The sequence below is a fragment of the Vibrio tasmaniensis genome, assembly GCF_024347635.1.
Taxonomy (GTDB): domain Bacteria; phylum Pseudomonadota; class Gammaproteobacteria; order Enterobacterales; family Vibrionaceae; genus Vibrio; species Vibrio tasmaniensis.
The window spans coordinates 878,219-902,042 of record NZ_AP025511.1 but is presented as its reverse complement, the minus strand read 5'-3'; the positions used below and the strand labels follow the sequence as shown (position 1 = coordinate 902,042).

At 44.5% G+C, this 23,824-nt stretch carries 19 protein-coding genes and 1 pseudogene; 7 read left to right on the top strand and 13 right to left on the bottom strand.

Annotation, left to right across the window (positions count from 1 at the left end; genetic code table 11):
- Positions 1–60: 60 nt before the first annotated feature.
- The 3 genes and pseudogenes from OCV44_RS18275 to OCV44_RS18265 all read right to left on the bottom strand — a co-directional run.
- Positions 61–1,974, bottom strand: a complete 1,914-nt coding sequence (locus OCV44_RS18275; protein ID WP_139683490.1) for a TRAP transporter permease — start codon at positions 1,972–1,974, stop codon at positions 61–63.
- Between the two features lie 73 nt (positions 1,975–2,047).
- On the bottom strand, positions 2,048–2,980 hold the full coding sequence (locus OCV44_RS18270; RefSeq protein ID WP_139683491.1) for a TAXI family TRAP transporter solute-binding subunit: 933 nt from the start codon (positions 2,978–2,980) through the stop codon (positions 2,048–2,050).
- 212 nt (positions 2,981–3,192) lie between these two features.
- Positions 3,193–3,346 (bottom strand): annotated as a pseudogene (locus tag OCV44_RS18265) (OmpW family outer membrane protein); the annotation flags it as partial.
- 180 nt (positions 3,347–3,526) lie between these two features.
- Between OCV44_RS18265 and glgC the strand changes: the two are divergent.
- The 3 genes from glgC to OCV44_RS18250 all read left to right on the top strand — a co-directional run bounded on the left by glgC (position 3,527) and on the right by OCV44_RS18250 (position 5,987).
- Entirely contained in the window at positions 3,527–4,750 is a 1,224-nt protein-coding gene (gene glgC / locus OCV44_RS18260) for a glucose-1-phosphate adenylyltransferase (protein WP_139683492.1), read from the top strand.
- A gap of 440 nt (positions 4,751–5,190) precedes the next feature.
- Complete coding sequence (gene hpf, locus OCV44_RS18255; protein WP_009846260.1) at positions 5,191–5,547, top strand: ribosome hibernation-promoting factor, HPF/YfiA family; 357 nt, start codon at positions 5,191–5,193, stop codon at positions 5,545–5,547.
- Positions 5,548–5,831: 284 nt separating this feature from the next.
- Positions 5,832–5,987 carry a DUF3012 domain-containing protein gene (locus OCV44_RS18250; protein ID WP_139683493.1) on the top strand — a complete coding sequence of 52 codons (156 nt, stop codon included), beginning with the start codon at positions 5,832–5,834 and terminating at the stop codon, positions 5,985–5,987.
- Positions 5,988–6,037: 50 nt separating this feature from the next.
- Here OCV44_RS18250 and dgcA read toward each other — a convergent pair whose 3' ends face one another.
- The 4 genes from dgcA to OCV44_RS18230 all read right to left on the bottom strand — a co-directional run bounded on the left by dgcA (position 6,038) and on the right by OCV44_RS18230 (position 10,070).
- On the bottom strand, positions 6,038–7,024 hold the full coding sequence (gene dgcA / locus OCV44_RS18245) for an N-acetyl-D-Glu racemase DgcA (RefSeq protein WP_139683494.1): 987 nt from the start codon (positions 7,022–7,024) through the stop codon (positions 6,038–6,040).
- 57 nt (positions 7,025–7,081) lie between these two features.
- On the bottom strand, positions 7,082–8,089 hold the full coding sequence (gene dgcN / locus OCV44_RS18240; protein ID WP_139683495.1) for an N-acetyltransferase DgcN: 1,008 nt from the start codon (positions 8,087–8,089) through the stop codon (positions 7,082–7,084).
- Positions 8,090–8,180: 91 nt separating this feature from the next.
- Positions 8,181–9,086, bottom strand: a complete 906-nt coding sequence (locus OCV44_RS18235) for a LysR family transcriptional regulator (protein ID WP_139683496.1) — start codon at positions 9,084–9,086, stop codon at positions 8,181–8,183.
- A gap of 147 nt (positions 9,087–9,233) precedes the next feature.
- Positions 9,234–10,070: an SGNH/GDSL hydrolase family protein gene (locus tag OCV44_RS18230; protein ID WP_139683497.1), complete on the bottom strand. Its 837-nt coding sequence runs from the start codon at positions 10,068–10,070 to the stop codon at positions 9,234–9,236.
- 278 nt (positions 10,071–10,348) lie between these two features.
- On the opposite strand from OCV44_RS18230, the gene OCV44_RS18225 reads away from it, so the two are divergent.
- Entirely contained in the window at positions 10,349–12,409 is a 2,061-nt protein-coding gene (locus tag OCV44_RS18225; protein WP_139683498.1) for an alpha-amylase family glycosyl hydrolase, read from the top strand.
- A 111-nt stretch (positions 12,410–12,520) separates the two neighbouring features.
- On the opposite strand, the gene OCV44_RS18220 is transcribed toward OCV44_RS18225, so the two are convergent.
- Positions 12,521–13,033, bottom strand: coding sequence for an RNA methyltransferase (locus tag OCV44_RS18220; RefSeq protein WP_139683499.1), 513 nt, complete (start codon positions 13,031–13,033; stop codon positions 12,521–12,523).
- A 274-nt stretch (positions 13,034–13,307) separates the two neighbouring features.
- Between OCV44_RS18220 and OCV44_RS18215 the strand changes: the two genes are divergently transcribed.
- On the top strand, positions 13,308–14,969 hold the full coding sequence (locus OCV44_RS18215; protein WP_139683500.1) for a methyl-accepting chemotaxis protein: 1,662 nt from the start codon (positions 13,308–13,310) through the stop codon (positions 14,967–14,969).
- 100 nt (positions 14,970–15,069) lie between these two features.
- Here the strand turns inward: OCV44_RS18215 and OCV44_RS18210 are convergent, their stop codons facing one another.
- Together OCV44_RS18210 and OCV44_RS18205 are read right to left on the bottom strand one after the other, a co-directional pair.
- Entirely contained in the window at positions 15,070–15,939 is an 870-nt protein-coding gene (locus OCV44_RS18210) for a LysR family transcriptional regulator (protein WP_139683501.1), read from the bottom strand.
- A 275-nt stretch (positions 15,940–16,214) separates the two neighbouring features.
- The gene (locus OCV44_RS18205; protein ID WP_139683502.1) at positions 16,215–17,852 is read right to left on the bottom strand and encodes a methyl-accepting chemotaxis protein; all 1,638 of its coding nucleotides are present in this window, start codon (positions 17,850–17,852) and stop codon (positions 16,215–16,217) included.
- Between the two features lie 256 nt (positions 17,853–18,108).
- Here OCV44_RS18205 and OCV44_RS18200 point away from each other — a divergent pair, with 256 nt between their 5' ends.
- Positions 18,109–18,534 carry a DUF3010 family protein gene (locus tag OCV44_RS18200; RefSeq protein ID WP_009846243.1) on the top strand — a complete coding sequence of 142 codons (426 nt, stop codon included), beginning with the start codon at positions 18,109–18,111 and terminating at the stop codon, positions 18,532–18,534.
- Positions 18,535–18,799: 265 nt separating this feature from the next.
- Here OCV44_RS18200 and OCV44_RS18195 read toward each other — a convergent pair whose 3' ends face one another.
- On the bottom strand, positions 18,800–19,699 hold the full coding sequence (locus OCV44_RS18195; RefSeq protein WP_139683503.1) for a DMT family transporter: 900 nt from the start codon (positions 19,697–19,699) through the stop codon (positions 18,800–18,802).
- A 122-nt stretch (positions 19,700–19,821) separates the two neighbouring features.
- Between OCV44_RS18195 and OCV44_RS18190 the strand changes: the two genes are divergently transcribed.
- On the top strand, positions 19,822–21,249 hold the full coding sequence (locus OCV44_RS18190) for an aminotransferase-like domain-containing protein (protein WP_139683504.1): 1,428 nt from the start codon (positions 19,822–19,824) through the stop codon (positions 21,247–21,249).
- 216 nt (positions 21,250–21,465) lie between these two features.
- On the opposite strand, the gene yidZ is transcribed toward OCV44_RS18190, so the two are convergent.
- Both yidZ and OCV44_RS18180 read right to left on the bottom strand, forming a co-directional pair.
- Positions 21,466–22,434 (bottom strand): HTH-type transcriptional regulator YidZ, encoded by a 969-nt coding sequence (gene yidZ, locus OCV44_RS18185; protein ID WP_139683505.1) that lies wholly within the window; start codon positions 22,432–22,434, stop codon positions 21,466–21,468.
- Positions 22,409–23,611 (bottom strand): MFS transporter, encoded by a 1,203-nt coding sequence (locus OCV44_RS18180; protein ID WP_139683506.1) that lies wholly within the window; start codon positions 23,609–23,611, stop codon positions 22,409–22,411. Before OCV44_RS18180 ends, yidZ begins: the two co-directional genes overlap by 26 nt.
- Between the last annotated feature and the right edge of the window lie 213 nt (positions 23,612–23,824).

Sequence of the window (23,824 nt, the reverse complement as noted above, 5' to 3'; positions counted from 1 at the left end):
AGGGACCTTTACTAGAAATAGTAACGGTCCCTTTTTTCTTTTGTCCGAACTCAATAAACACTAGGTTTGTTTTACGACCTCGCGACCACGCCATTGAATCACAATCAGTGCGACAATAATGACAATACCCAAAGGTCCTATCCCGAATGGATTAAGTAGCAACAGGGGAATGGCTATTAGTGCGGCTAAGCGCTCAACCATGCTCAGTGAACGAATCAAATACCCTTCAATTGCGATCGCTATCGCGACAATAATAGTCAGCGTCTGGATGATTGACAAAAGCAGCGCAGGCATTCCGTCGTCCGGGTTCACAAGGCTTGTGTATGCCATCATAATTGGGATGATGAACAGACCACCCGCCAACTTGAACGCTTCTACCGAAGATTTCATTGGGTTCGCATTCGCCACTCCTGCCCCAGCAAAAGCAGCCAAGGCAATAGGTGGCGTTACGTTCGAGGTTTGAGACAGCCAAAATACGATAAGGTGAGCAGTTAACAATGGTAAGCCAAAGTCGCTTAGCATTGGCACAGCCATAACCGCCAACACAATATACGCCGCTGTTACGGGTAAGCCCATCCCCAAAATTAAAGCCACTAAACTGATTAAGCCCAATGCAATAAGCATGTAGCCACCAGAGAAGTCCATGACAAACTGAGTAAACTGCAAACCGATACCTGTTTGCCCTACCACACCAACAATAATACCTGCCGCACCACAGGCTGCAGAGATCGGCAACGCCATCAGTGCACCATTTTTCATCCCTTCAATGAACTTCTTCAATCCGACTCGGCTGTGTTTACGCAGCGCCGCGGTTAGTAGAATTGCACTGCAACCCGCGACACCAACTAGCAAGGGTGAGTAAGCCATCATTAAGAGTACGGTGATCAGAATCAACGGAATCAGGTGGTGAGCGCCATCTTTCATCACCGCAATCACGGCTTCTGTTTTGCTTACTGCTTTGAGGTTCAGCTTGCACGCCATTAGATGAACGTAAAGCAGAGTACAGAAGAAATACAAAATAGCTGGAGCAATCGATGCGATCATGATTTCGCTGTAAGGCACACCAGTAAATTGCGCCATAACGAACGCACCAGCCCCCATAATTGGTGGCATAATTTGCCCACCCGTTGAGGCAGCAGCTTCAATACCTGCGGCTTGCTCTGGTTTATAACCGAGCTTCTTCATCATAGGAATAGTAATCGAACCTGTAGTCACCGTATTCGCAATCGCAGAACCGGAAATAGATCCCAAACCTGCCGATGCCAATACCGCGGCTTTCGCAGGACCGCCACGGTATTTACCCGCGATGGAGAAAGCGAGATCGATAAAGAACTTACCGGCGCCAGTCACCTCTAGAAATGCACCAAACAACACAAAGATGAATACCGTTGTCGCAGCAATCCCTAACGCAGAACCAAATACACCATTAGCTGAGTAAATCTGGAATTGAATCAACTCTTGTAGCGTATAAGCCTTAATCGAAAAGCCACTTGGCAGCATGTCACCGAACGCGCTATACGCAAGGAACAACGCTGCGATTAACACCATCACCCAGCCAACAGTACGTCGACACCCTTCTAGAAGCAGTGCCAACAAAGCACTACCAGCAAACATGTCGGCAAATTGAAGCCCATAGAATAGATGATTGATGTCGTTATAATCGAATATCCATAATCGGTAGCCAGCAAATACCACCACGGCACACAAGATCACATCGATCAACTTGCCAAAAATAAAAAGCTTATTCTTTCGGTTAGAGACCAATGGATAATGAAGGAAGATCAAGACCAGTACCCAACATAAGTGGATAGGTCTAAAGTAGGTTGCTGAGATCGTTGAACTCACGCCTTGCCATATCTGAAAAGCCGATAGTGCTACGGCAACAATTAGAGTCAAGTAGCCCATTGTTTTAACGAGTTTCTCATAGGGTAAAAGCTGAGGTGACACGTTTTGATTATCAGGGGTAATATCCATATTAATGCCTACTGGATAAGAACGAATTGCTAAAAAGGGTAAGTGAGATTTCACTTACCCTGAGGTAGAAGTGTTACTTGCTTACCGAATCTAGGTACTTCTGAGCACCTGCATGAATAGGAACGCCTTGCAGTCGAGAAGCATTCTCTGGTGTGGTCATTTCAGCCATTTTCACGACTTTACGAATATCACCAATGTTCTCAAAAGCGGCTTTAGTAAGATTGTATGCCATGTCATCACTCATGTTGGCATTAACCACCAATACGTTCCAAACACTAAGTGTCGATACTGGATCAACCTTATTGTAAACACCGGCTGGAATGTCGTAAGCACTGTAGGCTGGGTATTGCTTCATGAAGTTGGCACTCTCTTGTTCAGAGATAGAAATCACCTTAACGTCGTGAGTTAACGCAATCTGTGTTACCGCGCCAACACCTTGACCACCAACAATGAAACCCACATCGATTTGACCGTTTGCCAAAGCATTAGTGGTTTCGGAATAGTTAAGGTAAACCGCATCAATATCTTCTTTCACATCAATACCCATCGACTCAAGTAGTGCTGCAGATGTTACTGCCGTACCACTAGCAGGAGCGCCAAGGGAAACTCGTTTACCTTTGAGTTGCGATAATGAGTCAATTCCAGAGTTTTTGAGAGTGATGGTGTGAACTAGATTTGGATACAGAGCAAACAGCGTTTTTACTGGCATTTTCTTAGGAAATTTTCCTTCGCCATTGTAGGCATCCAGAACCACGTTACCCATAGCAATACCGGCGATCATATCGCCACGCACGACCTTAATGGTGTTCTCGACAGACGCTGCTGTCACTTCGGCTTTTGCAGTCACATCCGATACGTTTTCAGACCAGACTTTAGCCAATGCGCCACCGAATGGGTAGTAGATACCACTTTGACCACCAGTGCCGATTGAATAGTTTTCTGCACTTGCCATCGTAGGCAGAATCGCGAGTAAAGCGACTAATAAGTTACGTTTAAGCACAATCATCTCCTTGATTATTAACCGTAATTAGATAGACACCTAACTACAGGCTTTATTTTCTGTTCGTTTTTTGAGCTGTTCAAACATTACATGCGATCGAATATTGTGCAATTAAATACTATGCAATTGTGAAGCAAGTGTTAAATTGATCACTTATCAATAAAAAAGCGCCCAAGCTAGTTGGTGCTTGAGCGCTTTTAATAAACTGAAGATGTTGATTAGAAGTTATAACCACCACAGATCATGAATACCCATGGGTCAATATCAAAGTCTGTTGAGTGCTGTTTCCCCACTAGCCTTGTACTTGGCTGCAGTATCAATGTCTGCGTACCAGACGGATGCGTTTAAAAACCAATCGTCGTTGATCATGTAACCCCTTCACCTTGTCCGGATCTGTTTGTATCAAAATAGAGCAAGCCAACATCTCGTACGCATCAATTTGGTGCAGACCTACAAAAATCAATCTCACCTCACTTAATATTCAATGAGTTACATTTGGCGCAGCGCTTGCAAGTCTATGTTCATAATCATAAATACATTGAGGTTCTGACCATGCAAGACACTCTAACAATCGTTCTGGCCGGCGGTGTTGGCTCTCGGCTTTCTCCCCTCACCGATAACCGAGCAAAGCCTGCGGTACCTTTTGGCGGTAAATATCGAATCATCGATTTCACGCTCGCGAACTGTTTGCACTCTGGGCTACGCCAAATTTTGGTGCTGACTCAGTACAAGTCTCACTCTTTGCAAAAACATTTAAGAGATGGTTGGTCGGTGCTTAACCCCGAGCTCGGCGAATACATCACCAATGTTCCCCCACAAATGCGAACCGGTGATAGCTGGTATAGCGGTACAGCCGATGCCATCTATCAAAACTTGTATCTGCTTTCTCGTAGTGAAGCTAAGCATGTGGTGGTGTTATCCGGCGACCATATCTATCGCATGGATTACGCGCCAATGCTCAAACAGCACAAAAAGAACGAGGCCGATCTAACCGTAGCGTGCATGGAGGTTTCGATTGATGAGGCCAAAGAGTTTGGTGTGATGGAGATAGACGAATCTCTAGAGATCAATAACTTTACCGAAAAGCCACGTTACCCTGCATGTGTCCCCGGTAGACCGACTCGAAGCATGGCTTCAATGGGCATTTACGTCTTTGATAAAGAGGTGTTAACACAAGCGCTACTGGCGGATGCCGAAGATCCGAACTCAAGCCATGATTTCGGTAAAGATATCATTCCTAAATTGGTCGGTAACAACAGTGTTTACGCATACAAGTTTGGTGATGAAGAAGGCCGAGTGACCCAAGATGCGTACTGGAGAGATGTGGGCACGATCGACTCTTATTACCAATCCAATATGGACTTATTAAAGCCCGCCTCACCTATCGATTTATACCAACCAGATTGGGCGATTCGAACCTACGAGCCGCAACTTCCGCCTGCGCGAACCATAGCTTCTGTAGAAGGAAATCAAGGAATATTCATCAACTCAATGATAGCGAATGGGGTGGTGATTGAAGGAGGTTCGGCGCAAAACTCTATCTTCTTTCCTAAAGTGAAAGTCAGCAATGCCGCGATTGTGATTGATAGTATTCTGTTTGAAGATGTTGAGATTGGAAAAAATTGTCACATTCAAAACTGCATCATAGATAAGAACGTCAAAGTGCCAGATGGCACTCAAATCGGCATTGATAGGCTTGCCGACACTAAACGCTTTCACATATCGAAAAAAGGCGTGATTGTGGTGCCCTCTTCTTACCAATTTGAAGAGTCATAGCTATCACTAACACCTGATGGCGCTATAAAGGCAGCCCATAGCTGCCTTATTCAATAGTCGCGTTAACGGAGCTTCGCTTTTTATAAAAACCACACTTTTTATATCAACCACAGTGATTTAAAAAGAAAGCATCATCGGCATCAAACTAGCAATAATTTTAAAACTTAAACTAGAATAAGTATTTGAGCTAACGTTTGGTTAAGGCGATAAAACCTAGGCTGGCAAGGTAGATTAGAGGAATGCTTCGCGAGTGAGGTATTTTTGAACATGTATTGAAAACACGAAACATAATATGCGATCAGTTCTTCGGACTTTCAAGGGAGTAAAGGGAGATTATTTGATAACACTGAAGTGAATCACACATGTGCTATTTCGCAGTTGGTTAAACTAACCGATGTTTGCTACGTTTAAATGACACAGTCATTGGAAAGGTATGATTTATGAAAATAAATGTTCAAACACATCATGTATCAATTAACGACGAGTCACGCAAAGACATCGAAGGTAAATTCGAGAAGATATCTAACCATTTCCCATCACTGATCAGCTGCGACATCATCATCACAAAAGAACACGGTCAACACCAGGTTGAAGTGTTCACCAACTACGAAGGTGTACGTGTAAACGCAAAAGCTACAGATGACGTTATGTATCCAGCTATCGCTTCAGCACTCAAGAAACTTGAAGCCGGCCTAAGTAACCGTAAAGGACAATTGAAATCAGACTTACACGAGAAACCAACGAGCACGAAGCCAGAAATTGCTTCAGACATCATCCAAGAGATGAAATTGGTATAACTCGACTCATAGTTGAAGCGCACTAACGAATAAAAGTGCACAAGAATTACAAAGCCAGCACACGTTGCTGGCTTTTTCGATCTACCCCTCAATCACTTTATCAATCAACCTATCACTTTGATTTTGTCTGTCACGAGTCACTAAATCCCCTTCGCTTCCAACCTTAGAACACAGCCCAACCCTAGATTGTTTTGACCAACTTATGTCACTGGCTGCTATAACAATCCCTAGCCGTATTTGATACAGTTGTAAGCAAGGATTTAAACAAGAAAAGAATGTTTATTATGAAAAAAATCGCATTAATTCTATTTCTCACGACTCAACTTATGGCCTGTACAGAAGTAGGCAGTGAAGCTTGGTGTACTGACATGAAAGAGAAGCCGAAAGGCGACTGGACTGCCAATGATGCGGGTGACTTTGCTAAACATTGTATTTTCTAGTCACTTTATTTGGCCCAATTTTTATTGCTAATGGGCAATCCTAAATCATCTTAGAGAATAATCATCCCATCTCGATAAGTCAGTGCTGGCGAAACATCCTGCCCAAGTAATACAGGGCCATCAAGGTCGACGATTTCAGATTGCACGGCGATAGGCAGAGCTGCACGCATCGCCAAAGAAGTACCAAGCATACAACCAGACATCAGAGTAAATCCTAGCCTTTGAGCTTCTTCTGCAAGAACCAATGCTTCAGTCAAACCACCGGTTTTATCGAGTTTGATGTTAACCATTTCATACTTGCCCAACAGCGATGAAAGCTGTGAAGTGGTATGGCAACTTTCATCGGCACACAGCGGAATTGGGTGCTCTATATGTGCCAATGACGCATCGTGTTGCTGCGGTAAAGGCTGTTCGATCATTGCAATATCAAACTCTGTTAGTTGATTAAACAACTCTTCGAGATTCAGCCCCGTCCACGCTTCATTGGCATCCAGTACAATCTGAACATCTGCCGCGGCTTCTCGTACAGCACGAACACGCTCTACTACCTGCTCACCATCAAGCTTTACTTTTAGAAGCTTCGCGCCATTCGCCACATAATCTCGTGCTTGGGTCGCCATCGCTTCTGATGTGCCGATGGAGACTGTCATTGCTGTCACCATTTGATTCGGTAACTCAAACAGGCTATTTGGGAAGACCTGGTCATGTTGTTTGGCTTCAAGCTCCCAAAGCGCACAATCGACCGCATTTCGCGCTGCCCCTCCGGTCAATAAAGACTGAAGATGATCTCTTAACTCTGCCGGATCGGTAACGCCTCGTTCAAACATGGCTTCAAGTGCGCTAGACGCTTGTTGGATTTGCGCTAACACAGACTCCGATGACTCGCCGTATCGTGGGTAAGGCGTACATTCGCCCTGAGCTTGTTTGCCACCATGTTCAATGTAAACACGAACAACGTGACACTCAGTTCGGCTGCCACGAGAGATGCGAAAAGGTGTTTGCATCGCGATAGTAATGGGTTCTGCTGTAATCTTCATAATTTCACTCGGTTGATGTTCGCTTTAACAAATGGAAACGTAGAAATGATGAAGCCGTTAAAGTGAATGTCGCAAATGATCAGTAATGTGTTGTACACCAAAACGAACCGGGTCCGTCACGGGTACTTGATAAAGTGTGGTCCATTCTTGGCACAATGTCTCAGCATCTTCAATGCTAATCGCCGATGTGTTTAAACAAATACCGACCAGTTTCACGTCTGGATTCGTCAATCGCGCGGCTTGCAAGTTAGCTTCAATGGTATGTTCAATCGTTGGTAATTTGGCATGAGGAAGGTTGCGAATATGTGGTCGCCCAACTTCATGACACAGCACCAAAGCATCAGCTTGTACGCCATGTAAAAGACCCAAACTCACGCCTGCAAACGAAGGGTTAAATAACGAACCTTGGCCTTCAATGATGTCCCATTCGTGGTCAGTAAAATCGGGGCTAATCGCTTCAACCGCGCCAGAAATGAAATCCGCAACCACCGCATCAATAGAAATGCCTTTGCCTTCAATCAAGATACCTGTCTGCCCTGTCGCTTTAAACTGAGCAGAGATTCCTGCTTGTTTAAGCGATTTTTCAATGGCCAACGCCGAGAACATTTTTCCTACTGAGCAATCTGTTCCGACTGTGAGAAGGCGTTTACCTTGTCGTGGTTTGCCGTTACCAACCTTTAGATCACCATCAAAGTGTCGTACATCATGAAGCTTAGTCAATCCTAGTTGCTGCATGTCAGCAAGCGGTGAAAGTTCACTCAATCGTTGGTGCATGCCAGATGCAATCTGAAATCCCATTTCTGCCGCGGCCATTATGGTTGGCTGCCAAGAATCAGGAATAACACCACCAGGGTTTGCAGTACCAATCACTAGCGTTTTCGCCCCCTGCGCTTGAGCCTCTTGCAAGGTCATGTCCGTTAAGCCTAATGAAACGGTATCGTCTGTTAAACGAAGCTGACCTAGGCAAATTTCTGGTCGCCATTGGTGGATACCGCGAGCTGTTTTTGCGGCAAGTGGGTCGGTAACATCCCCAAGAAAAAGAAGGTAAGGTTGAGCGATAGACATGAGTATTCCTAATTAATAAATCCTTGTATGGATTTACTTTAATTAAGAACTTAGAAGCTGCCGAATACCTATTTATGGCGAGCCTATAACCTTAAGTTATAGGGTGAGTATGGCTCTTCAATGAAGCGATAAATTGCTTAACGGAAATAGACTGAGGCGTATGTTCAGCACATAAAGTCGAGACTGAAAATGGAATAGCTGGCTGCAGTTGCAATACGCGAACCGAGTCGTCATTTTGATATTGCTCTGCCGTCCACGGATCGACAATCGCAAAGCCTGCTTGGTGCTTCACCAATTCCGCGGCCGCGCTATATCCGCGCACAGATATCGGATGGTGATAATGCTCATCTCGCGCAATAAGGCTTTGATGTAACAGTAGGCCTAATGGATCGCGGCTATCAAGCCCGATGATTGGCAAGGGATAATTGATCAGATCATCAAGGGTTAATTCCGTAGGTAACTGTTCAACGGTGTGGGAAGGAACCAGAACCTTGAGTGATTCAGTTAAGAGTGTTTCACTTAATATGGCAGGCGGTGTTTCGTCCCCAAACGCGATGGCAATATCAAGATCATACTTTAATAGCCCAGCACAAAGTTCATCACGATTTGCTGTCAGCAACTCAAAAGAGATAGCTTGTTTACTGCCATTTTGTTCGCGAGACATTTGGGCTATTACCGGAGTCAGCAATTTAGTCGCCAGAATCGGTGGCGCACCAATACGTAAATGCTGATGGCCTTGCTTGACTTTGTTGGTCAAAGAACGAAATTGACCCAGTTGCTGATACACTTTTTCAGCTTCGGGCAGCAAGGTTTTCGCCTCTACCGTTGGCACTAATCGCCCTTTAACACGTTCGAACAATCCAAACCCAAGTTGTTGCTCAGTGTGCGCCAGAATACGAGTCACGTTAGGCTGGGACACATGCAAGCTGCGCGCGGCTCCAGATACGGTTCCGGTCTGCATAATGGCGTAGAAGACTTCCAACTGTCTTAGGTTCACATTGATGTCCTTGTGGTTCGCGAAACAAATCTAGGGGTTAGCTTTTCTTGTATTAGCTAAGCTGTTTATCGGTCTAGCTGTTTAATTAGCTGTCTATTTATCTACTCGGCTATTTGGCTATTTGGCTATTTGGCTATTTGCGTGAGTTTATTTTAGTAACTCAGCTATCGTAGGTTGAAGCACCTCAGCCCAAGCTTGGTAAGCCTTCGCATTCAAATGTAAGTCATCACACGAGTACTCATTCGACAAAAGCTGATCCGGTGACAATACTGAATTCACATCTAAAAACGTAATGCCTTGCTGGAAACAGTACTCGCTTATTTTGCTATTGAGCAGTTCTACCGACGGATTCAAACCTTGCAGTTTAGAGCCAACATAAAGCGTTGATTGCACCAATATTCGAATATCGTTTTCTTGCCACACCTTAAGCATATCAATGTAGTTCTGGTAGATATGATCGACATCATAACCTTGCGCTAAATCGTTAATTCCCGCCATAAAACACACCAGCTTTGGCTTCACATTCAGCGTGGTATCAATACGGCGCAACATACCGGTTGTGGTATCGCCTGCTAGGCCACGATTGACCATCGAAACATCGCGAAAAATATCTGCCCATGGAGCCCATTCGGTGATCGAATCACCAAACATCACTAAGTCTGCATTCGGAGAGAAATGGCGATGATTGTCTGATGTCATGATGTAACGGCTCATGCTGTGGCCTCGTTGCTGAATCTCAGATTGAAGTGCAATCGATTCGAGGATTTCACTATCTGGTGTAGTGCTATCAAACTGAGCCAGTAACCCTTCGATGTGAGGATTGAAAGGGCTAAGACGTGTACTTAGTTGATGCTGTTCTTTAAGGGAAGATAATCGCTCTAATAAAGCATATAGAGATTGGTTTTGACCGACTTCTTGGAATAACTGATATAAATCAAGGACAGGATTCTGTTGCAGTGCGGCAAGTAATTGCTTGTCTTCCATGGTGTTATCTAACCCTTCAATTATCTGATAATGGACTCAAGATAATATCCGATTGCGTACGGGATAGATAACATTAGAAACAGAGAATGACTGATTCTCAACAAGGCTGTTTACATACCGCATAAAAATATCTTCTTGTACAAATCTCGTTCCGACTCAAAAATCAGCACTTCATCATAATATGTATAAGAAATTAGCCACATATTGTGACCTCAGTCTCTCAGCCTACCGTCTACTCCTATTGCCACTATTTAACGGAGGATTTATAGAATATCAGGATGGTGAATAATAAGTTAAATCATAATAATAAGGACCTTAACGTGAAACTTTCTCTATCCAATACCGCGTTGGCCGTTACCGCCATCCTACTTGCAGGTTGCCAATCTGCACCTGAATCTGTTCAAGTCCCAACGGCATACCAATGCCAAACGAATACCAATGCCGACGTGAATGACTTGAGGATCTATCAAGTGATGGTCGAAAGCTTTGTCAGTGGCGATGACTCAATTGGTCATGGGACAGGCTACGGAACCAGTCACCATAACGGAGATATCCAAGGTATTATCGACTCACTTGATTACATTGAATCTCTTGGCATGAACGGTATTTGGCTGACCCCAATCTTTAATTCAGAGCCTATCGAAAACCAAGACCATTGGGCTGATAGGTTGGATGCAACTGGTTATTTTGCCACTGATTATTTCAATATCGACCCGAGATTCGGCACGATAGAAGAAGCTAAAGCCTTAGTTGAAGAAGCGCATGCTCGAGGGCTTTATGTCTTCTTTGATGGCGTATTTGGCCACCACAAAAAAAACGTAGTGCCGTCACCAACAGGTAAGCTGCCCCAAGGACAGGATAATCCAGTCTCATACCCTGAGAGCCTAGCCTTCTATCAAGAAGTTGCCGAGTATTGGATCAAAGAGCTCAAAATTGATGGTTGGCGCTTAGATCAAGCTTATCAAGTGCCAAAAGAAGCTTGGAGTCAAATCAGAGAAACGGTAGACACCGCTTCTTCCCAAGTCGAATACGTAAACAGCGAAGGTAAAACCGTGAACCCTCTGGGTTATATGGTCGCGGAAATTTGGGCTGGTGAGAACCGCATTATTGAAACAGGCTACGGTTCAAATGAAGCACCGGCCTTATGTTCTGCGTTTGATTTCCCTATGCGCTACCGCCTGACGGAAACCTTTGCTGTAAACGAAGCTGGCGTGGGGAACAAAGGTGGAGAGTGGCTTGCAGAAGGCATGTCTTTACATTCGTTATACCCAGACCACGCAAAACCAAATTTAATGATCGGTAACCATGATCTTGTGCGCTTTGGTGACTTATTACAGCGCGGTGATATCGCTTCTCCACAAGACAAAGAGTATTGGCAGCGCTATAAAGCGGCATTTTCATTCCAAGCAGCTTATACCGGCCCAATTACCACCTACTATGGGGACGAAATAGGCGATCAACTAGAAGGGTTTGCCGATAAAGTTTGGACTGATGACTGTGCAATTAATGGCCTGTGCGATGACCACGTAGCCCGTACTAGCGGTAAAGTAGAAGGTGTCACAGCCCAACTCAATGCGCACGAAAAAGACTTAAAGCAATACGTGACAAACTTGATGAAACTGAGAGAAACGCACCCCGCTCTATCACAAGGTAAACGTACAAACCTGATGGCCAATGATGTCGCGTATGTCGATCACAAAGCCTATGAAGGCGATGCTGTTGTCTACGCAGTGAACGTTACCAATAAAGAACAGACCATAAAACTAACCAAAGAAAAAGCAGGCTCCATAGCTGATCTGACGGATATTGAATCCAAGCAATCGATCTCAGAAATTGATGGTAATTACTCTATCGCCCTTAAGCCATTTGAAGCGCGTTTCTTGTCGATAACGCAGCCAAGTAAAAAAGGTCCTATAGCGACTATAATGGCGACAGGAAATGAAGTTGGACAAGGCTTCATGGCTCAATGTGACAATCCAACAATAAAAGCTGAAGGTCCTATTTCGAGCCCGCTTTATGTGGTTGGCAATTTTGCGGATTCAGGTTGGAAACATGTCGATCTACGAGAGTTTGAATATAAAGGTGACAACACTTACCAAGTCGTCACCACTGAAAAACCGGGCAGTTATCGCATGCAATATGCATCCAAAGCTTGGTCACCACAGTTTACAGCGGATGGGCTTAACCTAAAGTTGGGACAGCTTAACTCATTAATTAAAGGTGGTTACGGACAAGATACCGCTATCACTATTCGTAATGCTGGGCAGTATGTATGGAGCTTACAATTCGATGATGCGGGGCAACCACTGCAAATTATGGCTTCCAAATGTGCTGAATAGCCAAACCTAAGATCCGAGATAAACCAAGTAAAAACCCCTTATTCCTACGAATAAGGGGTTTTCTTTAATCTGCATTGGATATTAAGAGACCATACACGATTAGAACGATATCTACCCCTGCTTCACTTGCAGGTGATTACGGTTATCGCGGCTTTTCTTGATCAGATCGTTGCTCTCGTCCATTTCATCTGACTTAGCAAGGCGATCATAAAGTAGCACATTCACTGTTGCTGCTAGATTCATGCAACCAACGGTTGGTACATAAACAACATGGTCAGCTCGGTCAGCGACATCTTGAGAAATAGAACCATCTTCAGGGCCAAAGATATAGATAGCGTTCTCTGGGTGTTTAAAACGTGGCAATGGTGTTGCACCTTCAGCCAACTCCACACATACAATCTTAGTTTCTGAATTAAGGTTATCTAAAAACGACTCGACACCAGTAAGCGGAATAGTGCGCGTTGCACTCTTGGTATCGGTGTGAAATTTTGCAGCCTTATCGTAGCGTTGCCCTGTGTATTTAACTTCGTCGACTTGGTAGCAACCCGCCGCACGCATAACCGCGCCAACGTTTGTCGGGCTCTTTGGGTTAGTTAAACCAATAGTCACATGGCTCTTGTTCATGAATCTTTCTCACTTAACGAATAGACATAGCAGGGTGCTACAAAGCGTCGCATTCTACCAAAGCAGCGCCAAATTCAAAAGCATCGAAACAAACAGCTCTCTTTACCATTAAGTCCCTACCCACAAGGTTTATCACTTCAAAAACTTAACCGTCATCATATTTATCAAACAAAAAGGTTTCTGGATAACAATTCAACAACAAGTCCGTTTACATTTCGAAACCACATTAATAATGTGTTGAAAATTGCCTGAGACAATCACATAGGAAGTGCTAATGACCCTCACCATCAAAAACCGCCTTTATATTCTCTCTTTTATCCCTTTGCTACTAATGGCAATTGGGATGATGAGCGTGACGTATATGAAGAGCACTGAGCTAACCGCACAACAAGTAGAATCGACGCGTAGCAATATGATGGCGATGAAAGAAAAGGAACTCAAAGCGTACCTGCAAATGGCTAAGTCTTCGATAACTCCTTTCTTAGAAAAAGGTGCCACGCTTGAAGAAGCATTACCCACATTAAAAACTCTAGAATATGGTGAATCTGGTTATATTTTTGGCTACAACTCTAAGGGTGTAAGAATCGTCATCGGACAAGGTACCGATGGCATTGGTAAAAATTACTACGACCTTCAAGACAAACAAGGCAATTACCTAATCCAAGACCTGATTAAGAACTCAAAAATTGGGAAATTCACCACTTACTACTTTCCTAAGCCAGGTCAATCCATTGCGTTACCAAAACTCAGCTACTCAATCTTTATCCCACAATGGGATTTAATGCTTGGAACCGGATTTTACACTGACGATATTGACGCAGTGATCAGTGAAATGAAAGAGAGCTCGAATGCTGCGCTACAAAGCTCACTGACTGCCATTGCAATTTTCTGTGGCTTGATTGCCTTAGTAGTAGCGGTTTTCGCTGTTGCAGTTAACCGTACCATCATGCAACCACTCGAGCAATTTGACCGTTCGATCAGTGCCTTTGCAAGTGGTGAGGCCGACCTAACGGCTCGAATGGAAACATTCAAAGCGCCTGAGTTCGCCAAACTCAGTGAGAATTTCAATGCCTTTGTTGCGAGCCTACAGACCATCATTCGTAGCGTGAGCGATGTTGGTCAGCAAGTTGTATCAGAAACGAGCAGCATGTCTTCTCGCGCCGCTCAGGTCGACGAGATAGCCACAGGTCAACGTGAAGAGACAGAACAAGTAGCAACAGCGATGACCGAGATGACGACAACAGCGCAAGAGATCTCAAGCAACGCAAGCCAAGCCGCTGACTCAGCAAAACTTGCAGAGAACAATGCGAAAGAAGCTCAGCAAATAGTCAACGCTGCTGCAGGGTCTGTAGCAGACCTTGCGAGTGAAGTATCAGAAGCAAACACTGTGGTCTCTCGCCTTGAAGGAGATGTACAGAACATTTCATCTTCATTGACTGTCATTCAAGATATAGCGGAACAGACCAATCTATTAGCACTAAATGCGGCGATTGAAGCTGCTCGAGCTGGTGATCAAGGTCGAGGTTTCGCCGTAGTTGCGGATGAAGTTCGTAAGCTTGCAAGCCGCACACAAGAGAGCACGGGCGACATTCACAAAATGATCCAACAGCTAAAATCCGCTTCAGATGCCGCGGTAAAAGCAATGGATTCGAGCCAAAGCCGAAGTGCTCAAACGGTAGAAGAAGCGAACGCAGCAGCTGCAGCACTTGCTAAAATTCAAGATTCGATTGATACCATCATGGACATGAACTCACTGATTGCGACAGCGACTGAACAACAGAATATTGTTGGCCAAGAGATCTCTCAGCGTATTGTGGTGATCTCAGACCAAAGCTCTCAATCGGCATCACTAGCAAACCAAAACCGTACCGGTAGCCAAAACCTCAACAGCCGAGCAAACGAGCTTTACCACTTGGTTGATCGCTTCACGGTTTAATGCTTAGCAAGTAAACGCGATAAAGCAAAAATAAAAATGGGCTTCAGAATCTTTGTTCTGAAGCCCATTTTCTTATCCGTATTGTCTTGCCATCACAGAACTAATCCAATTGCTCAGACAAAAAATCGACTAACAAGCGAACCTTTGAAGACAAATTACGGTTCTGTGGATAAAGCGCCCAGATCCCCTCTTTATCGTCTCGGTAATCAGATAACACCTCAACCAATTCGCCAGACTCAAGATCTTCACTCACGTAATATTCTGGTAGCTGCACTAAGCCAATACTCTGTTTCGCTGCGTCTTGTAAGGCTAAGCCACTGTTACATTTAATGCGTCCATTAACCCGAACTGAGCGAGGTCGTCCATTTTCTTTAAAACGCCAATGCTCAAAGCCGCCGACTAAACATTGATGATGACTCAACTCAGAGAGCGTATGCGGTTCACCGTAACGTTCAATATATTCAGGGCTGGCGCACACGTAGAGTTGGCGTTGAGACAGCTTCTTTGCCACAAGGCTCGAATCTTCTAAGCGACCAAGACGAATAGCGACATCAACACCTGAATCAATAAGGTCGAGCTTTTGATTGGTCAGCATCAGTTCAAGTTCGACTTGTGGGTGGAGCTTTAAGAATTGATGAAGTATTGGGGCGAGTTGACGCTCACCATAAGTCACAGGTGCCGTTACTTTCAGTAAACCTTTTGGTGTGGATTGCATCTGCGTGACGGCTAGCTCGGCAATTTCTAAACCTTCGACCAACAACTTACACTGCTGATAATAGAGTTGCCCAGCCTCTGTTAGAGAAACCTTACGAGTCGTTCGATTGAGTAGTTTTACTGCGAGGCGTTCCTCGAGATTTGCCACTCTACGACTGATTTGAGCCACTGACGTAGCGAGTTTCTGTGCGGCACCAGTAAAGCTTTCGCGCTCTGCCACTGCAACGAACTCACTAACCCCTTCCCAATTGGCCATGCCTTTACCCTATATTGAACTATGGTTACCCACACAGTGTATTGAAGATATAGAGCAGTGTCACCTTGCTTAATAGGCACCACGCGCATAGATTCGTCATCGACAATTAATTGCCCTCACCTACCTAGTCCGAATCAACTTGGTATTGAAAATGTCGAATAAAAAAGAAAACCCGCACTCATTGAGTACGGGTTTTATTGTTATCCATTACAGATGAATGAGGACTAAAATTAGAAATGATTAGTCATTCACTCTTACCTGTTCAGTTTCAAAGATTACACTTCAAACTGAGAAACTAGGCTATCAAGCGCTTCACACTGCTCTGCTAATGACAGACATGCGTTCTCAGCACTGCTTGCCATCTCAACCATTTTCATGGTGCTTTCCGCGATGCGTTGAACATTCTTATTCACTTCTTCAGACACCTGAGACTGCTGCGAAGCCGCTGTTGCAATTTGCGTGTTCATCTCATTCATCTGACCGATTGAATTACGAATCTCGCTCAATGAAGAAGCCGCAGTACCCGCTTGAACAATGGTTTTCTCGCCACTTGCCTTGCTTTCTGTCATCACGCCAACGGCATGTTTAGCGCCAACTTCTAAGCGTTCAATCATTGACTGGATTTCACCCGTACTGTCTTGAGTTTTGCTCGCAAGCGCACGGACTTCATCAGCCACTACCGCAAAACCACGACCTTGCTCACCAGCACGCGCTGCTTCAATCGCCGCATTCAATGCCAATAGATTGGTTTGCTCTGCAATGCCTTTGATCACGCCAAGAATAGAAGCAATGTTCTTCACATCAGTATCCAATTCCTGAACCACACCGCCTGCGTTCTCGATGTCTTGTGCAAGGCGTTCAATAGAAGTCACGGTTAGGCCCAAAGTGCTGTCTGCTGATTCCACTTCATTATTTGCAACGTTACTTGCTGTTGCTGCATCTAATGCGTTACCGCTTACCGTTTCACTGGTCGCTTGCATTTCATGAACGGCAGCCGCTACGACTTCACTTTCTTTCTGTTGATTCGAAGAGAACTCAGCCACATTTTGTGTGATTGATTTGATGTTTTCCATCTCTGCACGTACGGCATTTGATGTCAGAATCACTTGTTCAACAGTGGTATGTATCTTACTAACAAACTTGTTAAACGCTGCACTTAAACGAGCAATCTCATCAGAACCTTCCACTTTCATTCGCTGAGCTAAGTTACCGTCACCCGATGCGATTTCATTCATCGCTTTCTCTACATTCTGAATCGGCTGAACGATATAGCGGTTAGATAACCACATCGCAAACAACGCAGCGAGTACAGCAACCGCCATACCCACCTCGATGATCACTTTGCTTTCTTCAATTGAATCATCAGCTTGCTGACGAAGCTCTTTTTGCTTCATTTCAATCACAGCTCTAACATCACGAAGTTGAGCGCGAATAATCGCAAACTCAGCTTCCAACATCGGCGCGTATTCGATGTTGTATTGAAGAGCGTTGGCAGGGTCAGCAAACATTGGTTCATGCAACGCTACCCACTTTTTCATCGCCTTCACCAGTTTCGCTAGCTCGTCTTGAGAAGATGAGCCTAACACGCCTGCGGTATATAGGGTTTGAACGCTTTCAAAGCGTGGAACGGCTTTGTAAGCGTTGTCTTTAAATTCGAATTGTTGATATTCAACTGCCTCTTGATCTTTCGCAAGCAACAGACCTTGAGCAGATGCGATGACTTGATAAATGTCACGATACCCGTCTTCCAAATTATCAAGGACAGGCTGAAGCACATTATTGAGCTCATGGTTAATTGCGGCTTGGGCGTTAGATTTAATCACGTTAAGCACAGTAACAGTTGAGAAAACAATCACGATAACCATTAGAGGGATCGCAATTTTACTCTTAATAGAAAGGTTGTTGATACTCATAGAGGGTTAATAACCACACATAAAATAGGGACGAGAATAATATACAGTATCGTTAAAAAAGCCAGCTAAAGTTTTGTGAATCTCGTCGCATATAAAAATAAACAATAAAAACTGCAGCTTCTCATTTAACCAGACGTCAACCTGAATGGCTTTTTGTGCGAAAACTTGAATTTATTTACTACAGATATGTTCTACTACTGGAGAAGTGATAGAAATAACACCATAATATAGGGCTCTAAAATAAGTAGGTAAGAACATGAAAATTTGTGGTGTTGAAATCAAAGGTAACGATGCAGTCATCTGTCTTCTTTCTCTGTCAGACGGTGTATTTAACATTCCTGATTGCCGAGTTTCTAAAGTTGCGATTAGCGACGCAAACGACACACAGAATATGAAAGATTTTCAATTTTCTTTTGCAAAGTTAATGGAAGATTACCAAGTAGAAAAAGTGGTAATTCGTCAACGCCAAACTAAAGGCAAATTTGCTGGCGGTGGCTTCGGCTTCAAACTAGAAGCAGCAATTCAGTTGATCGACGGCCTAGACGTAACCGTTGTATCTCCGAATGAAATCAAAGAAAGCCTTAAGCGCAACCCTCTTATGATGAAGTTCAAAGAAACAGGCCTTAAGCAGTACCAAGAAGCACCGTTTACCACGGCTTACGCTTGTTTAATGCAGCGCTAATCAATAGTCGCTAGCCAATATTGATACAGATAGAGCCTGAATATTCAGGCTCTTTTTTGTTTCTAGCAATCTATTTCAAGTCGAGTTATACCAATCACAGTAAGTAAGTGATCAAAAATAGCGTAGGAAAAAAGCTTGAGAACAAGGCAGAATTTTTCGATAAGTAGTTATTCTACAATCAAAAATTCTAACGAAGTTATCGAGATTTTTAACAAGCTAGGGTGACCAGTTAGTTACTACGATTGGTATAATTTTGGTAGACAAATTACCTCTCTAATGCTGTTCGTCTACGGAACTTAATCAACTCAGGCTTTTTCACCACCAGATAAACAGCGGTCGCTGACAACGCGAAGCCTATGGCGCCGTAAATGTCGAACGACTCTCCGAAGATAAGCCACGCTTGAATTGCAGTTGTGGGTGGAACGAGGTAAAACACCGATGCCACACTTGAAGAAGCACCATGCTCTACCATGTAAAGCAGCAATAGAATGGCAATGCACGATAAGACAATCACTAGCCAAGCCAGAGTTAACGTGAACTCAATAGTCCAGTTCACCTGCATAGTTTCGTAACGCATTGCAAAAGGTAAGAACAATGCTGCTGCAGCCAAGTACTGCACCATCGCGCCACCGACCATATCTGTACCCTGACAAAAGCGCTTCTGATACAAGGTACCGACCGTGATACCAACCAAAGAAACCAAACACAGTAACGTTGCCATGCCTTTTTGGTCGTCTGACTGCCACTCAATATTGCCCATCAGCACCAAGCTAATACCTGCGAAACCAAGGGCTAAACCTAACCATTGTGCGAAATTAAAACGCTGCGAGGTACAGCTGATCATTATCAATGCCGTCAGAATCGGTTGTAAGCCAACAAGCAGAGAACTCAACCCGGCAGGCATACCCATATCAATCGCGAGATAAGTGCCACCAAGGTAGAAGCCATGAATCAAGATACCCACCACACAAGCGTGGAAAAATGCTCGACCACGAGGAATACGACGCTTAAGGATTGAAATCAAAACCAAGAATAGCGCCACGTTGGCTACCATCCTAAGTGAAAGTAACGTTGCGGGTTCAGCGTATTCAACACCAAGACGGGCGCCAACAAAGCCTGACGACCACAATAGTACAAACACAAACGGAATCATTTTAATCAGCATTACAAACCTCTGGTCAACTCTTCATCAATGCTGTTACCTTAGTTGGGTACAGATAACTAATAAAGATACAGATATAACACTTTAAATGGTTACAGATTAAGTGTGAGTAACAAGGGGAAAACGTGGAAGCAGAACTCAGCGGCAATAAATATCTCGCGATAGAACAACATATTAAGGCTCAAATCGATAAAGGGCTCTTTCACCCAGACGACCGCTTGCCTTCCATTCGTCAACTCAGTGAACAACTCGGTGTGAGCAAAAACACCGTGATTCGCGCTTATCAAGAACTGGAAGCGACGGGCTGGGTTTATTCTGTGCCTAAATCAGGCTATCGTGTAAAAGCACCGAACACCACCATCTGGGATGCACCGAGTCAGCCTCAAAAAGTCGATCTCTTGTCGGTCACCAAATCTGTACTCTCTCGTCCCAAAGGTCGTTTAAAGCTTCTAGCTGGCTCTGCACACCCGAACATTAATAACCCGGCTATTCGTAGCTTGTATGCCGAAATCGGTCGCCATAGCCGTTTGCAAACTCAGCTTCCCGGTTATTACCAATTACCTCCCGGTGATGAGCAATTAGTCAAGCAGTTGTTAAAGATCACCCATGATCTAGGCGTACCTGCGGGATCGAATGAGATTGCGATTACACATGGTGCTCAACAGGCGATCAGTCTGGCTTTACGTGCATTAACCAAACCGGGAGACATCGTGGCGGTCGAGTCGCCCTGTTACTTTGGCAATCTGCTTTTACTTGAATCGCTTGGTTTGCAAGCACTAGAAATTCCAAGCAGTGTGAGCCACGGCATTGATATTCCATCACTACAAAGTTCGTTGAACAAATGGGAAGTAAAAACCTTACTGCTAACACCAAACTTTACCAATCCAACAGGTTCACGAATGCCATTGGCTAACCGAAAGGCATTACTGGAGATAACCGGATCTTTACCGATTATCGAAGACGATGTATTCGGTAGCTTGTCGTTCGACACACCGATTGCCAGCCTAAAAGAGTTAGATGATCAAGACAGAATCATTTACGTCAACTCTTTGTCCAAGACCTTAGATTCTCGCTTGCGTATCGGTTGGTTACTCTCAGGGCGCTATCAGCCCTTGGTCGAGAAGTATCTACTATGCGATAACATGGGCAGTTCCAATCTTATGCAATCGGCGGTTGGACAATTCCTCACAACGGGCAAATACCGCAGCCATTTATCTAAGATGAAACGGCTCTATCAAACCAATCAAAAGCAGTTCCAAAGCCTATTAATCCATGCATTAGATAGCTACCCTCACCTTGTCGGCCGCTACCACCTATCAAAACCTGAAGGCTCATTTTTAAACTGGATAACACTACCGGAATCGGTCGACAGTTATGCCGTCTATCAAGATTGCTTAAAACATAAATTAGGGATTTTACCTGGTACTGTCTTTGGTACACACGACCAATACAAACACTGCTTACGCTTCACGGTCGCGAACATTGAAGAGAACAAAGATTGGAAAGAAGGGGTTGTGACGCTGGCGAAGATAATCGCCAAACATACACATTAACCGTTCACTTTCCTCAATTAGAACTGACACCAACAAAAAGCCCCACTCAACCCATTTGAACAGTTCTGACCCTACCTGCATGATTTAAAATGAAAAACCCATCAGGTAACACTTGATGGGTTCTGTTCTAAGTCTGAATTCTTATTTAAATCAACGATCCAATATTAACGGCACAAGCCCTCAGGTGATCTAATCACATTTAATCTCATCACAAGGTTAGACATTTTCACCTTCAAACTGGTAAAGATCTCTAAGCGTGTCTTTTAGCCATAGAACGATTGGGTTGTAGGCATTACGCTTATGCCAAATCATGGTGAATGGGATCAGCAACTTATTGGCATTTTCTTCATCTAGAGGGATAGGTAAGCAGGTAAGATTGGGGTGAAGCTGCTCTACGTAACGTCGGCAGTAATTCGGTGCCATGGTAGTCATGGTGTGGTTTGACTGAGCCGCCATAAACAAAGACTGCTCAAAACCCGCTAGCGTAAGTGCGATATGTCGGTCGAGTTGCAAATCTGTGAGAATTTCATCCAACGCCCATGTTTCACTTTTCTCCCACACAATATTGATGTGAGGGTATTTGAGGAAAGCCTCAAGGTTCCACTCTTCTTGCAAGGCAGGATGGTCTTTTCTTAGATACACGACAGGCAAGTCGTGGAACAGAACCTCGAAGTCGATGAAGTATGGCAACGCGTCTAGAGATTCTTTCGAACGCGGGTGGCTTTCTCGCCCTGAAAATCCAATATCAGATTCGCCACGTACGATGGAATCTATCGAATCGTAGTCCCAATTACGCATTTTGATTTTTGCATCTGGATAGCGTTGGTACACGCTTTGCGTCAGCTCATTGAGCATGATTAGCGACAGAGGAGATTCCGCCTCGAGATTCAAGCGCAGATCTTTAGGCGCATCGTCGCCACGAGTCGTCAGTATTTGGCTTCCAATCTGCAGCCAGTCTTGAAGATCTTTCACCATGCTTAGTGCGAGTGGTGTCGGCGTTAAACCTCTTGGTGTTTTCACGAACAGAGGATCATCGAACCAGTCTCGAAGCTTGGTCAGTGATTTACTCACCGTTGAAGGCGTAACATTAAGCTTTTTAGCAGCTTTTGAAACACTCTGCTCTTGCAACAACAATTGCAGAGTGAACAACAGATTCAGATCAAGACGGGCTAGTGGCTTCTTCATAATCACTTTTAACTTGGGAAGGACCTACCCATAGTATTAGAGCAATACTGATAACTCCACCAGCAGCCAGTATAAATACCAACATATTCAATGCACTGAGTCCGATAGCGCCCATCAACCAGATAAACAATGCCGACGTGCACACCTGAGAAACGCCCAATATCGAACTCGCGACACCTGCTCGTTGTGAATAACAGCTCAATGCTTGGCTCATTGCAACACCAAAACCTAACGAGAAACCACCACACACAAATGCAAAACCTAGCAGGGTTACATAATGCACTAACCCACCATCAATCGATGCAAGCAACAAGATAGCCGCAATAACAAAGCACGTTTGAGATGTCAGCATCAGGCTTTTCTGCTTAAACACATTCAAGGCAAATGGCGCCGAGAACGACACCAACATACTTACCAATGCAGTGAGAGCCATGGTATAGGAGTATTGACCACGGTCGAAGCCAAGCTCGGTCATGATCAGCATTGGAGAAACATTCACGTAAGTCAGAATCGCCGTCACGCCCAAGCTGGTCATGATCACTCGGCTGATAAACAACGGGTCTTTGAACGTTTCAGTTGAAGTGGAGTGAGACGCAGAAGCTTTGGTCACTTCAGAATCTTGACCATTCGGCTTAGTTTCTCTTAGTACTATAACCGACAGTAAACACACGATAACGCCCATACTCGCCATAGTCGTGAACAGGCTCGGCCAAGGATAAACAGTCATGATTAAGTGGCCAATCACGGGTGCAATCACTGGTACGATGCAGGTAATACCGTTCATCATCGACAACACCTTGGCACGTTTTTGGTCGTCTAACACATCTCGCAAAATGGCGAATGCCACTACATAGCATGAACCCGCACCAACGCCTTGGAAAAAGCGCACCGCTAGAAACGGTTCCGCGCTAGTCACAATTCCACCGAAGATTGAAGAGGTCGCAAAGACAATCGCACCGAAAATCGCGACAGGCTTTCTCCCTACATTGTCGGCAAATTTACCGGCGAACAGCATGGTGGTTGCCATGCCCGCAAGGTAGATAGAAAACGCCACATGGAGCTGCGCCTCAGAGGCATTTAGGTCAGCAGCGATTTGAGGCAAGCCAACCAAATACAAATCAATCGCCGTTGGATACAAGAGAACAAGCGCGAAACTACAAAACAGAAAACGATACATAACACCCCCACATAATTGGTGTGAGGATAATAAGAGCGAAACGTCAAACTACCGAGTGGCATCTACGACAACGGATCTTTCCATTTACGACAAACCCTCATGCTACAACTGGATAGCCTCTTAATTGAGGAGATCCAATTAGTACTCATAAAATAAGGGAATCCGGCAGGAAGTCATCAAATAAACAAGGTTTTGACTTGGTTTCACTGAGAT